Source organism: Prosthecobacter gellanilyticus (assembly GCF_007992435.1).
GTDB lineage: Bacteria > Verrucomicrobiota > Verrucomicrobiia > Verrucomicrobiales > Verrucomicrobiaceae > Prosthecobacter > Prosthecobacter gellanilyticus.
In genome coordinates this window covers 1-13049 of sequence record NZ_BKAG01000086.1, presented here as the reverse complement: position 1 = coordinate 13049, position 13049 = coordinate 1, and the positions used below count along the sequence as shown (strand labels likewise).

Here is a 13049-nt window from a genome sequence, read left to right as displayed (position 1 = left end):
TCACAGGCGCGGCAGCGCCCCCCCCCAAACCACCGGCAGGGACGAGCTGTGCTCGTCCCAAGCTCAAACTCACCACACTGCGCCACCACCCCAAAGGTCCAAGTTTTTCCAATCCCGACCTCGCCCCTGCCTTCCCCGCAAACTACACCACTCCCATAAATCACATCCGTCCCATAAGACCTATCCGCCCTATCGGCTCCCTCCCCCGTTTTCGTCCGCACACGGCACCTTCGCATAACCAAATATGATGTCCGAACGTTAGCGGTGTCGCGTCCCGCAGGCGCGGGACTTCCCACCGGACTCCACGAGGCTGCCGCGACTTCGCTACCGAAGTGACTTCACTTCCTCCGCCAAAATCTCAAGCCCCTCTTGAACGATGGATTGGGGCTGGGAGTAGGTGAGGCGGAGGCACTCGTGGGGGTGGCGCCATTCCTGGTCGAGGCCATAGGCAAAATAGTGACCGGGGATGACGAGGACTTTTTTGGCCTTCAGGCGGCGGTAGAGTTCGGCAGCGGGGATGGGGAGGTTCTTCAGCCAGAGCCAGAGGAAGAAGGCGCCCTCCTGGGCATGCAGGGCCCAGGGAATCTCGTTGCCGAGAGCATTCGCGAGCACGCCTTTGGCGAAGTCGGAACGCTCCTTGTAGAAGGGGCGGATGACATCGCGACCGAGCTTCATGAGGCGGTCGTCGGTGAGGAATGGAGCCATGAGGGCCTGGCCGACATTGCCATTCGCGAGGGAGACGATGGCGTTCATGTTCGACAGCGCTTTGACGATGGCGGGATCGGCCACGATGACAGCATTGCGCACGCCGGGGAGGCCGACCTTGCTCATGCTGATGCTAAAAATCATGCCGGGCTCCCACTGCGGACGCCAGGAGCCGTGAAGCACGCCGGGGAAGGGGTGGCCGTAGGCGTTGTCAATCATCAGCGGGATGCCGTGCTGACGCGAGAGATCACGTAATTGGTTAAACTCATCCGTGGTCAGCACGTTGCCCGTGGGGTTGGTGGGGCAGGAGACGCACATGGCGGCGATGTCCGGCGTGACCTTGAGCTTTTCGAAGTCGATGTGGTATTTGATCTCGTGCTCGCCGCGCTCCTCGATGCGTGGCAGGACGGCGGTGAACTGGCCTTCGCAGAGGGCCTGGTTGGCGTAACCAATGTACTCAGGAAGCAGCGGGAAAAGGATGCGCCGCTTGCCGGTGGCGGAGTCACCCGCGAGCATGTTGAAGAGCAGGAAGAAGCCGGTCTGGCTGCTCGGCACGACGGCGATGTTTTCGCGCGTGACATCCCATCCGCATTCGCGCTTCAGGAAGGTGGCCATGGCCTCGCGGAAGACGGGATTGCCTCCTGGCGGGTCGTAGTTGAGCAGTGTTTTATCGAGAGCGCTGCCATCGGCCAGCATCTCCTGCATGCGCTGGCGCCAGAGGGTCTGCACCTCCGGAATGGCGGCAGGCTGGCCGCCGCCGAGCATGCGCATGTCCGGGTAAAGCGTGAGGGCTTCGCCGCAGTCATCCATGAGTTCCTGGATGCCGCTGGGGCCGGCGAGACGCTGGCCGATGTGAGAGAGTTGGAGAGTGCTCATGCGCTGTGGCAAGCTTCATTCAGACTGCGGGCCTGCTCGACCCATTTTTCACGGGCGATGCGGTCTTTGAAGGCAAGACGGCTGGAGAACTCGCGCACGTGGCTGTCTTCCCACGAAGCGATCTGGCGCCAGGTGTAGATGCCGAGATCGTGAAGGCGCTTTTCCAGCACGGTGGCGATGCCTTTGATGCGGGTGAGGTCGTCTTTCTCCGGCGGGGTGATCTTGTAGATCAGGCCGAGCGAGGGATCGAACTCCGGCAGCACGCTGGGAATGGCGGGGATGGAAGGCAGAGGGGCAGGTGCGGGAGCCGCGACTGCTGCTGCAGACTGGGAGATGGATTTGACCTCGGCAGCGGCATTTTTCAGGATCTCCGCCAGGGTGGACATGGAGGGTGTGGCGGGCTCTGGAGGATCCCCCAGCAGGAAGCCGAAGGGGGCCACGTCATCGTCTTCATCCTCGGGCTCAAGCTCATCTTCCTCTTTGGAAAGCACAGCGGGTTCCGGCTCCACTTGGGAAGGGGACTCGGATGTGGAGGCAGGGGAAGGGGCTGTGGGAGCAGGCGGAGGTTCGGGGGAGTCCGGGAGGAGGAAGGACTCGGCCAAGTCTTCGGAGTCTTCCGGGGATTCTGGAACCTCGGGGGCGGTGTCTGGCTCCAGAGCGGAGGGAAGCGCAGGCTGGGTCGTGGGTTCGGTGGCTTCCTTCTTGGGCTTCACACGAACCGTGGGGCGACGAATGGCGGCGGTCTTGCGCTTGTTGGCAGGAGGTTCGGAGATGGCTGCTGAAGATGCACCCAAGGCGGAGCCCGGCATAGGCGCTGGCAAGACGGGATCAGCATGGGCTTCCGCATCCGCCACGGACACCAGCGGCGCGGGAGTCGGCGTGAGATGGATGATGGGAGCAGCCGTGGGTGCCGGGGCGAAGGCTGGAACGACGGGGATGGGTTTCGCAGGTGCCGGTGCCGGAGAAGGCGCGGCAGGTGATGGAGCGAGATCCGAAGCCAGGGACAAGGGCGCGAGCGCGGGTGCGACGGAGGATTCGAAGCTGGATCTCGCGGAGGCCGCGGAGGGCATGGAGCGAGACGAGAGCGTGGGCGGACGAGTCTGGCTCTCCGATGAGCTGCGCTCCGGGAAGATCTCATTCACAGCGGGCAGGATCTCAGTGAGCAGGGCCGGCGGAGGCTGCAGCGGACCGGAGGATGGTCGCATCGTTTGTTCGGCGAGCTTGCGCTTCAGAACGGCGATCTCCTGGAATTGCCCGGCGATCTCCACGCGGGCATTGTTGAGCTGCTTTTTATAGCGGCCCCAGATGGCGGCGCCCATCCAGAGGCCGAGGATGAAGAACACGCAGGCCAGGGCCAGCACAAAGACACCGCTGTGCAGCAGGAAGTAGATGAGCGGCTCGGATTCGAGGACGGGAAACTCGATCTTCATGGGACTTTGTTCACGGTTCTCGGTTCGCTGTTCTCGGTTTGAGGTTCACGGTTCTCAGTTCGCTGTTCGGGGCTGATGCTTTTACTGGATGAGGATTTCGACGCTGCGGATCTGGGCGGGTGCATGTTTGGTGCCGAGAGGCACGGGATCAAAGGCCACGGCCTGAATTTCAGCGGCTGGCGTGCCTTGTTCGATCAAGAATGAGACGACCTGCTCGGCTCGGCGGCGGGCCAGGGCGGCCTCCACCTTCAAATCTCCGGCGGGGTCCGGGTGGCCGCCGACGATGAGCTTCAGAGCGGGGCCGGCGGAAAGCAGGGCAGGCACAAGGCTGGCCAGGCGTGCCTGCTCCTCCGCATGCAGGGTGGCACTGCCGGGGGCAAAGACGAAGAACTGGCCGGTGAGCACATCGCGGACAGTTTGCAGCGAGTCCTCTGGAAGGGCGGTCTCGATGCGGCGGCCGGGGAAGTGGAAGCGGGAGGGGAAGTAGGTGAGCTCCATCTCGGCGCGGCGGCCCTTGGTCATGGGGCGGAGGTAGGTGAGCCAGGCGCTTTCCAGGGTGCGGGTGGCATCTGCAGAGAGGCGGGGGTTTTCATCCGCATGCACGCTGAAGTCTCCCGGAGCCAGGGTGCCGTAGAAGCTGCGCAGGAAGGGGACGATGACCTCCTCCGAGGTGAAGGGGGCGGCCAGGGCAAAGGTGGTGGCGCGGAGCTTATCGGCCTCCACGGGCAGGCCGTGGGGACCGGAGCGGATGGCGTCAATAATGGACATTTTCAGCGCTTCAGAGGGCACCATGCCGCTGATGATGAGGCGGCCGTCCTTGCGGGTGATGGACAGCGCTGAGGGCACATGCATGGCGCCGACGATGGGCTGGAGCATGGGGCTGTCTGCACGCAGGGGCAGTTTTTCACCCTCGGGGAGACGGACGAGGTGGGAGAGCTGGACGCTTTCGACATGGATCTGCAGATCGGGACGAATGGTCTGGAGGAACTCCCGCAGGCCTTCCGTGGCGGCGGCATCGGGCATCCAGCCTTCGAGGGAGAGCTTTTGCTGATCCTCATTCAGCGTGGCCTTCAGCCGGGCGAGGATGCTGAGGCGGTCATTAATCAGGCGGAGGGCGCCGATCTCGCGGATCTGCTGCCGGGCGGTGGTGATGGAGGTCTCGTCCGGGGCATCGCCCGTGATGCTGAGATCCAGGTAGCGCAGGTCCACAGTGGCACCGCGGATGCCGGCTTTTTTCAGGATCCTTTCCACATGGTCCCGAAGCTTCGGCTGCTGGCGCTCCTCAAAGTCCCACCAGTGGACCAGCATCATCACCGGCAGCAGCGCGATGAAGAAGAGGACGACGGTGAAGCGCATGACAGGGGGGAGGGAAGAGCGATTGACACACAGGAGCGACCACGGATACTCCGCGCCCCCTCCCGCTGGGTACTCTTTCCATGGTGCCCGGTGGTGGCAAGCAAGGAATCCTTCCTTCACATCTCCAAACTAAACGCTCAGCCCCTCTCCCACGCACCATGTCAGTCGTCATCGCCGGAACCGTCGCCCTGGACAATGTCAAAACCCCGCAGGACGCGCAGGACAACCTGCTGGGCGGCTCCGCCTCCTACGCTGCGCTGGCTGCCAGCATCTTCACCCAGCCGATCCACCTGGTGGGCATCATCGGGCATGACTTTCCTGAGGCGCATCTGAGCCTGCTGAGCAGCAAGGGCATCACGCTGGACGGCCTGGAGCGCAGCAGCGGTGCGTCCTTCACCTGGACCGGTGAATACCACCAGGACATGAACAACCGCACCACCCATGCCGTGGGCATCAACGTGCTGGAAAGCTGGGCACCCAAGGTGTCCGCCGATGGCGCTGGCGCGAAGATCGCCGTGCTGGCGAACATGAGCCCGGACAACCAGCTCCAGACTCTGGAGCAATGCACGGGCGCGGATTTCGTGATCGCTGACACGATGGACCTCTGGATCAGCATCGCCAATGAGCGCCTGCATGACGTGCTGAAGAAGATCGACCTGCTGGTGATCAATGACGGCGAGGCCAAGGAATTTGCTCGCACGACGAACCTCATCGAAGCCGGCCGCAAGCTGCAGGCCAAGGGACCTCGCTTCGTGGTGGTGAAGCGCGGTGAGCACGGCAGCTACCTCTTCGGCGAGAAGCCTGAGGACTTCTTCTCCTGCTCCGCTTATCCGCTGGACTCCGTGTTTGACCCAACAGGCGCTGGCGACAGCTTCCTGGGCGGCATGGCCGGCTGGCTCTCCGCCAATGGCAAGACCAAGCCGACCTTTGACGACCTGCGCTCCGCCGTGGTCCACGGCAGCGTGACCGCCAGCTACACCTGCGAGGCCTTCAGCACACACAAGCTGCAGAAAGTGACGAAGGACGATGTGGCCGGTCGTCTCGCCGAGCTGCAGAAGTACACGAGCTTCTGAGTGAAAGCCGGGAGGCCGTTTGCAATGGTTTGCAGTTGTTGGCTGTGGTTTGCCGTTGTTTCTCAAACCGCTTCCAATCATCCGTAAGCGGCCTTCTCTCCGGCTCTGTCAAACAACTGCAAGCAATAGCAAACCACGGCCAACAACTGCAAACTTCCCCCTTCCCCTCCTATGTGGACTTCGATCAAAACCTTCAAAGACATCAAGCTCGAGAAAACCGAGGACGGCATCGGCAAGCTCACGATCAACCGGCCTGAGGTGCGCAATGCCTTCCGTCCGCAGACGGTGAAGGAGATGCTCATCGCGCTGGACATTCTGCATGAAGATCCGGACGTGGGTGTGATCATCCTCTGTGGTGAAGGTGACAAAGCTTTTTGTTCGGGCGGCGACCAGAAGGTGCGTGGTGATGCCGGATACATTGGCGATGACGGTGTGCCGCGTCTGAACATCCTGGATGTGCAGCGCAAGCTCCGCACCCTCCCCAAACCTGTGGTCGCCATGGTGGCGGGTTACGCCATCGGCGGCGGTCATGTGCTCCACGTGGTGTGTGATCTCACCATCGCGGCGGACAACGCGCGCTTTGGCCAGACGGGACCCAAGGTCGGCAGTTTTGATGGTGGTCTCGGCAGCAGTTATCTGGCGCGCATCGTGGGTCAGAAGAAGGCGCGGGAGATCTGGTATCTCTGCCGCCAGTATGATGCCCAGGAGGCCCTTACTATGGGCCTTGTGAACAAGGTCGTGCCGCTGGCTGAGTTGGAAACGGAAACTCTGCAGTGGTGCCGCGAGATGCTGCAGCATTCGCCTCTGGCGCTGCGCTGTCTCAAGGCCGCTCTGAATGCTGATTGTGATGGCCAGATGGGCCTCCTGGATCTCGCGGGCAACGCCACTCTGCTCTACTACATGAGCGAGGAAGCCAAAGAAGGCAAAACCGCCTTTGTGGAGAAGCGGAAGCCTAACTTTAAGAAGTTCAAGAGAGTGCCGTAAGCCACGGGGGCGGCATCACCTCAGATCATGGCAGACCACCTCGCCTGCATTGTTTTTGCAAAGCAGGCGACCGTGGCTGAGCACGGGCTGGCACCAGCATTTGGCGGGCAGAGCTTGAACGCGGGAGATGATGTCCAGGGCATCTTCCTTCACCTTGGCCAGCACCAGTTCACCCATGCTGGTGAGCAGGATGGCGTGACCATCATCACAGAGCAGGCCAGTGCCTTTGGGGATCTCGTTGTTTTGCCAGAGGGCCTTGCCAGTGGTCACGTCGATCAGGCGCATGTCATTGCTGCCGCGAACCTGGTCATTGAATACCATCACATTCTTCTTCCAGGGCAGTCCGCTGTGGAAGAGCAGACCCACGTCGCGGTCACTCCAGAGTTCGGTGAGTGTGTCGCCTTTCCAAGCCAGAGCACGGGCACCCATGTTGCCCGTGTGGCTGATGAAGAGCGTGTCATCAAAAAGCAGCGGCGTGGCGCAGTTGCAAAAGTCACGCGTGGTGGTGGCGTGACTCGCGAGAAGGTGACCGTCCTTGGCGCGTCGTAGTTCCAGGGCCTCGCCTTTGAAAAGCATGAGGACCTCGCCATCACGCACCAAGGTTGGAGTGCTGTAGCCAGCTTCACCATCGCCGGTCTGCCAGATAACAGCGCCGGATTTGGCATCCAGGCAGGCGGTGGATTTTCCCGCGCCTCCGACATCCAGGTAGAGACGACCAGCATGTACCGTGGGGCTTCCAGAGTAGCCGTAGACGGGGCGCTTCCCGCCGAGATCGGAGATCAGGTCCTTCTTCCAGAGCAGCTTGCTGTCTTCAGAGTTCAGGCAAAGAAGTGGGCATCGCGTGGCTCTTCGTGGGAGTGTGCAGGTCGTACTTCCAGAGGGTCTTGCCCGTGGTGAGATCGAAGCAAAAGATCGTGTCCTGGTCTTCTCCATTGTTTCCCGCCGTGTAAGCCAGATTTCCTGCAACGGCAAAACTGGTTAAACCCATGCCGACCTGAGCGCGCCAGAGGACAGGTGGACCATCGGCGGGCCATTCCTTGCGCCAGTCTGCTTCCGGAGTCGTGCTGTTGCCGCGTGGACCTTGGTATCCAGGCCAGTCGACCCCATCACCAAGGCTGATGCCGTGAGCGAAGCTCAATGCCAGGAGGAACAGAGTTCTGAGGTATGCATTCATGGTGATCCCAGGCATCAGCTTGCGTGAAGGTGAAATGAAAATGGCCGCCCTTCCCCGCCAGGAATACCTGAACATGCGGGAAACGGACGGCCCATGATACAAGCGCAGATTCAAGCCGAAGGCAATGGCTTGGAATATGCCTGGTTTCTAGATCTTGCCCAGCAAGACCAGGATGATGATAATCAGCAGCACAAGGCCAAGGCCTCCGCTTGGATAGTATCCCCAGCCTGAGCTGTAGGGCCAGGTGGGAAGGGCACCGAGAAGCAGAAGAATGAGGATGATGACGAGGATCGTGTTCATGCCTCTAGTTCGCGACTGCTCGATCATTCGGACGTCAGCAAGTGATAAGAATATCCACGCCTTAGACGCGTTGATGGTTAGTCTCAGGCGATCGATTGGATGGCTGGAAGCTTCTGCTTCAGCGTCAGCACGGGAGCGAAGAGGTCTCCCATCTTCTTCACGCGCTTGAGCACATCCTTGGTCTCAAAGGAGAGCTTCTTCTTTCGCTTCAAGGCAGAGGCCACTTCATCCCAGGTCAAAGGTGTGGAGACGGTGGGATGATCTTTCGCACGCAGTGAGTAAACACAGATGGTGGTCTTGTGATCATCGTTCTGGCTCCAATCCAGGAGGATCTTTCCTTTGCGGAGCTTCTTGAGCATGTTGGACACCACCAAATCTGGAAACTGTGTCTCCAGGGCCTTCGCCACGGCTAGTGCAAATGCCTTGGTCTTTTCATAAGTCACGGCCGTGTTCAGCGGCACATAGACTTGCATGCCTTTGGAACCGGAAGTCTTGGGGAATGACTGAAGCCCCAAGGCTTCAAAGAAGTCTTTCAAATACAAACCCACTTTGCAGCAGGTGAGAATGTCCGCTGGCGGGCCGGGGTCCAGGTCGAAGGCGAGTGCGGTGGGGCGCGTGACGGCGGTCTTGCGATGGAGGAAGGTGTGAAACTCCAGGTTGGCGAGGTTCGCAGCCCAGACGAGAGACGGAAGAGTGTCGATGACGCAGTAATCGATCTGGCCATCCGTCTTCGCCACGCGGGTGGTCTTCATCCAGTCCGGGCGATGCGCGGGGCACTGCTTCTCATAAAAGAAGAATTTGTTCACGCCATCCGGGTAGCGTTTCAGAGTCAGCGCGCGGGCTTTGAGATGCGGCAGCAGATGCTCGGCGATGCGGATGTAGTAGTCGATGACGTCACCCTTGGTGAAGCCGGTTTCGGGATACATGACCTTGTCCAGGTTGCTGACCGGGACCTCCACACCTTCGATCTCAAGCTGGGTTTTCTTGCTCATGCGGAGGTGATGCGTTCGCGTTTCACTTCGCGCGCGGGTTTGTCCTCGCGCATGCCGATGAACACAGGATGGCGCAGCCGCTGGTCGCGGGTCCATTCGGTGAACTTGACCTGGCAGACGAGCTTGGGCTTTAGCCAGGTGCAGTTCTTCATCTCTGAGGTTGTGATCCCTTGTCCCCAGCGGCCACTGCTCTCGGCGGGAAGATTGGCAAAGGGGCACTTCTTCTGGATCAGCGGCTTGAACTGACCATGCAGTTCGCGCAGCGAACGTGAGTCGAAACCGGTGCCTACCTTGCCAACGCACTGAAACTCATCGTCGACATACACACCGACGATCAAGGCTCCGAAATGCATGCGGCTGCCGCTCGGCTTCGTGTAGCCGCCGATGACCACTTCCTGCTCGTGATTCAGCTTCAGCTTGATCCACTGACCGCTGCGCTTCCCAACTTCATATTCGGAGTCCTTCCGTTTACCGATCAGACCTTCGAGTCCGAGCTTCTTGGCGTGCTTGAGCAGAGTCTCGGCCTCGCCCTCCAGGGAGGCGGAATAACGAATGATGTCGTTGTCCTTGAAGAGGCGACGAAGAACTTCTTTACGCTTCAACAACGGCAGATCCGTGAGGTCCTTGCCTTTCAAGCGCAGCAGATCAAAGACGTAGTAGCACAAGGGCGGCTGCTCCTGATGCAGCTCATAGGCCTGCAGCATCTGGAAGGAGGTGCGGCCTTTCTCATCCAGCGCCACGATCTCGCCATCGAGGATGCAGTCAGGCAGTTTGAGCTTCTCCAGGGCCTCGGTGACTTCGGGAAACTTCGCCGTCATGTCCTTCTCAGTGCGCGAGAGGAGGGCGATGCTCTTGCTGTGGTTGATGGCGAGAGATCGAAAACCATCGAACTTGATCTCATAGATCCAGCCGTCATCGGTGGGCGCTGTGGTGACTGCCTTGGCCTTCATCGGCTCCACGAATTGCTTGAGCGCGGCGGTGCGGTCCTTTGGCTGTGGTGATGCTGCCTTGCGTGCCGTCTTCTTGGTCGTCGTCGTTTTCTTCTTTCGATCTGAAGACCATGGCTCTGCCTTCGCGAGCTGCTTCATGTTACGGCCGGAAGCTGCTGACGTGTCGTCCATGCGTTTGCTCACGGGCTTCATGTCATCGCCACCCCGGATGAGCAGCCATTGCTTTTCATCGCGAAGGCGCACGAGATACCATTCGCCCTTCAGCTTCTTGCCGGTGAGGGTTAAGTGCAGCTTGCCTCCGGCCAGCTCTTTCAATGGAGCCTTGGATTGAGGCTCGTAGGTGCCAGCATCCCACACCATGACGGTGCCGCCGCCGTACTCTCCTTTGGGAATGGGGCCTTCAAAGTCGATGTAGGAGACCGGATGATCCTCGACATGAACCGCGAGGCGTTTTTCGCCTTTCTTGAAGGGGATGCCTTTCGGCACCGCCCATGACTTCAAGGTGCCATCCAGCTCCAAACGGAAGTCATAGTGCAGATGCGAGGCCTCATGTTTCTGGATGACAAAGCGCCGGATGTTCTTGCCCTTGCGAGCCTCGCGCTTGCCACGAGGCTCCGCCGTCTTTTTAAAGTCCCGCTTCCTCTTGTACTCGCGCAGAGACATGGGCTGTCATCACGCCGCCTTTCTACGGCTCTTGGAGTGTTTCGCGGCGGCTTGCTTGGTGGCCGCAGGCTTCTTCGAAGCCGCCTTTTTGGCGGGGTGCTTGGTCGATGAGGCAGGCTTGGATTTGGAAGCCGCCAGGCTTTCCTGAAGCACGGACATGAGGTCGATGACATTCGACGCACGCTTGGTCTTCGCCGCTTTGACGGGCTTGGGATCGCCATGCTTGATCTTGTCCTCGATCAGATCTTCCAGGGCCTCGCGGTATTCGTCTTTGTATTCCTCCGGATTCCAGGGCGAGGTCATGCTTTCGATCAGCTTCTCCGCCATGTTGATCTCGGTCTTGAGCGGAGCCTTGCCCTCGGGGGCCTTGAGCTCGGACATGTCCCGCAGCTCGTCTGGGAAATGCATCAGCTCCAGCATGAGGCTTTTTTCCTGCGGCTTGATCGCGGCCAAGTGCTGGCGGGTTTTGATCACGACACGCGCGATGGCGATCTTCTTGGTCTTGTTCAGCGCGTCCCGGAGCAGCATGTAGGCTTTGCCACCGCCCTTGCCGACCTCGAGGTGATAAGGCTTGTAAAAGAGCAGGGGATTCACTTGATCGAGCGCGACGAAGTTCAGAATCTCCACGGTCTGGGTCGCCTCCACGTCCACGCGTTTGAAGTCGTCGTCCTTCAGGACCACGAACTTTTCTTTTTCATATTCGTAGCCCTTCACGATCTTGTCCCAGGGCACTTCCTTGCCGTCTTTCTCAGCCACACGCTTGTAGTTCACCGGGCTGAGATCGGAGCCGCGAAGCAGGCGGAACTGCAGTTCCTCTCGCCGGATCGCTGGATACAGCGACACTGGGATGGAAACTAAGCCGAAGCTGATGGTGCCTTTCCAAATCGCTCTCATAGGACTACCATGAATCGTGGTTCACCAGGGCCTCGGGCGTATCAATCCGTTGAGGGCCAGCCGCAAAGCTGCTCTGAGGAATGGCCCGGCATTCAGCAAAAGTGCGAATTTCCTGTCCAAGAACCTGCCCTGACCGCCTGTATTAGCCGATGATGACTTCCATTCCCCATTACGAAACCATGACGAACCGCCGGGATTTCCTCCGTCGCGCGGGGGGCGGGTTTGGTGCTTTGGCAGCGGCGGCGCTCATGGGCGAGGACTCGGCCTTGGCGGCGCTCGGCGATGCCGGTGGCGCTCCAGCGAGCCCGATGTCGGCCAAGCTGGCGCATCGCACGGGGAAGGCAAAGAGCGTGATCTTCCTCTTCATGGAGGGCGGGCCGAGCCACATCGACCTTTTTGATCCGAAGCCTCTGCTGCGCCAGCTTTCCGGACAGCAACTGCCGCCGAGCTTTGGCAATGTGATCACGGCCATGGGCGAGAGCCGCGCGCCGCTGCTCACGGACAAGCGTGAGTGGAAACAGCATGGCGAGAGCGGTCTGTGGATCAGCGACTGGCTGCCGCATACAGCGCGCATGGCCGATGATCTCTGCGTGATCCGCAGTTGCGTGTCAGACGGCATCAACCACGCGGGCGGTGTGTGCTCCATGAACACGGGCAGCATTTTTGGCGGTCGTCCATCGCTCGGTGCCTGGGTGAACTACGGCCTGGGCACGATGAACCAGAACTTGCCGGCCTTTGTGGTGCTGAAGGACAGCGACTCCCAGGTGGTGAACGGTGTGCGCAACTGGGGCGCTGGCTTCATGCCGGCAGTGTATCAGGGCGTGCAGTTTGAGCCTGATGGCTCACCGATCGCCAACCTCACCGCACCGAAAAGCGTGAGCCAGGACCGCCAGCAGGCGAAGCTTTCCTTCCTCGCGAAGATGAACAGCGCGTATGGTCGTGAGCGCACGGACAACACGCAGCTCGATGCGCGCATCAAGGCCTATGAACTGGCCTTCCGCATGCAGTCGCAGGCTCCTGAAGCCGTGGATCTGAAGAGCGAGTCTGAGGCCACGAAAAAGCTCTACGGTCTGGATGATCCGAAGACAGCCACCTTTGGCCGCAACTGCCTGCTGGCACGCCGCCTCGTGGAGCGTGGTGTGCGCTTCATCCAGCTCTACTCAGGCGCTGGCAGCAAGTGGGATGCGCATGACAAGATCGAGGAGAATCACACGAAGTACTGCTATGAGACGGACAAGCCGGTGGCGGGTCTGCTCATGGACTTGAAGGCTCGCGGTCTGCTGGATGAAACCCTGGTGGTTTGGGGCGGCGAGTTCGGTCGCACGCCGATGAGCGAGAAGGGCGATGGTCGCGACCACAACCCGACCGGCTTCACCATGTGGATGGCCGGCGGCGGCATCAAAGGCGGGCAGACAGTCGGTTCCACGGATGAGCTGGGCCTGCGTGCTGCCGAGCAGAAGATGCACGTGCATGACCTGCACGCGACCATCCTGCATCTCATGGGCGTGGATCACACGAAGCTCGTTTATAAATACAAAGGACGTCCTGAGCGCATTGATATGAACGAAGGGAATCCGTATACGAAGATGCAGATGGTGTGACCGCTGGAGCGGAATGACGAATGACGAAGTTTGTCGCGGGGCAGTTGAGGG

General features: G+C 60.3%; 12 protein-coding genes. 3 read left to right on the top strand and 9 right to left on the bottom strand.

The window, feature by feature from the left end:
* Nucleotides 1-324 precede the first annotated feature (324 nt).
* From BGE01nite_RS27915 to BGE01nite_RS27905, 3 genes are all read right to left on the bottom strand, one after another.
* Nucleotides 325-1581 carry a valine--pyruvate transaminase gene (locus BGE01nite_RS27915; protein ID WP_146856085.1) on the bottom strand — a complete coding sequence of 419 codons (1257 nt, stop codon included), beginning with the start codon at nucleotides 1579-1581 and terminating at the stop codon, nucleotides 325-327.
* Nucleotides 1578-3011, bottom strand: a complete 1434-nt coding sequence (locus BGE01nite_RS27910; protein ID WP_146856083.1) for a hypothetical protein — start codon at nucleotides 3009-3011, stop codon at nucleotides 1578-1580. Before BGE01nite_RS27910 ends, BGE01nite_RS27915 begins: the two co-directional genes overlap by 4 nt.
* A gap of 81 nt (nucleotides 3012-3092) precedes the next feature.
* Complete coding sequence (locus tag BGE01nite_RS27905; protein ID WP_146856081.1) at nucleotides 3093-4367, bottom strand: OmpA family protein; 1275 nt, start codon at nucleotides 4365-4367, stop codon at nucleotides 3093-3095.
* A gap of 158 nt (nucleotides 4368-4525) precedes the next feature.
* On the opposite strand from BGE01nite_RS27905, the gene BGE01nite_RS27900 reads away from it, so the two are divergent.
* Both BGE01nite_RS27900 and menB read left to right on the top strand, forming a co-directional pair.
* Complete coding sequence (locus tag BGE01nite_RS27900; RefSeq protein ID WP_146856079.1) at nucleotides 4526-5440, top strand: PfkB family carbohydrate kinase; 915 nt, start codon at nucleotides 4526-4528, stop codon at nucleotides 5438-5440.
* 171 nt (nucleotides 5441-5611) lie between these two features.
* Nucleotides 5612-6424, top strand: coding sequence for a 1,4-dihydroxy-2-naphthoyl-CoA synthase (menB, locus tag BGE01nite_RS27895; RefSeq protein WP_146856077.1), 813 nt, complete (start codon nucleotides 5612-5614; stop codon nucleotides 6422-6424).
* A 15-nt stretch (nucleotides 6425-6439) separates the two neighbouring features.
* Here the strand turns inward: menB and BGE01nite_RS29655 are convergent, their stop codons facing one another.
* The 6 genes from BGE01nite_RS29655 to ku form a co-directional block, all read right to left on the bottom strand.
* A complete protein-coding gene (locus BGE01nite_RS29655) occupies nucleotides 6440-7204 on the bottom strand; it encodes an outer membrane protein assembly factor BamB family protein (protein WP_343203747.1) in 765 nt (254 codons plus the stop codon).
* A 31-nt stretch (nucleotides 7205-7235) separates the two neighbouring features.
* A complete protein-coding gene (locus BGE01nite_RS27885) occupies nucleotides 7236-7598 on the bottom strand; it encodes a PQQ-binding-like beta-propeller repeat protein (protein ID WP_170267124.1) in 363 nt (120 codons plus the stop codon).
* A gap of 147 nt (nucleotides 7599-7745) precedes the next feature.
* A complete protein-coding gene (locus tag BGE01nite_RS27880; RefSeq protein ID WP_146856071.1) occupies nucleotides 7746-7898 on the bottom strand; it encodes a DUF3309 family protein in 153 nt (50 codons plus the stop codon).
* Between the two features lie 83 nt (nucleotides 7899-7981).
* Complete coding sequence (gene ligD, locus BGE01nite_RS27875) at nucleotides 7982-8890, bottom strand: non-homologous end-joining DNA ligase (RefSeq protein WP_146856069.1); 909 nt, start codon at nucleotides 8888-8890, stop codon at nucleotides 7982-7984.
* Nucleotides 8887-10503, bottom strand: a complete 1617-nt coding sequence (ligD, locus tag BGE01nite_RS27870; protein ID WP_146856067.1) for a non-homologous end-joining DNA ligase — start codon at nucleotides 10501-10503, stop codon at nucleotides 8887-8889. Before ligD (BGE01nite_RS27870) ends, ligD (BGE01nite_RS27875) begins: the two co-directional genes overlap by 4 nt.
* Nucleotides 10504-10512: 9 nt before the next feature.
* Nucleotides 10513-11397 carry a non-homologous end joining protein Ku gene (ku, locus tag BGE01nite_RS27865; RefSeq protein WP_146856065.1) on the bottom strand — a complete coding sequence of 295 codons (885 nt, stop codon included), beginning with the start codon at nucleotides 11395-11397 and terminating at the stop codon, nucleotides 10513-10515.
* A gap of 149 nt (nucleotides 11398-11546) precedes the next feature.
* Here ku and BGE01nite_RS27860 point away from each other — a divergent pair, with 149 nt between their 5' ends.
* A complete protein-coding gene (locus BGE01nite_RS27860) occupies nucleotides 11547-12998 on the top strand; it encodes a DUF1501 domain-containing protein (protein ID WP_246145812.1) in 1452 nt (483 codons plus the stop codon).
* Nucleotides 12999-13049: the final 51 nt, after the last annotated feature.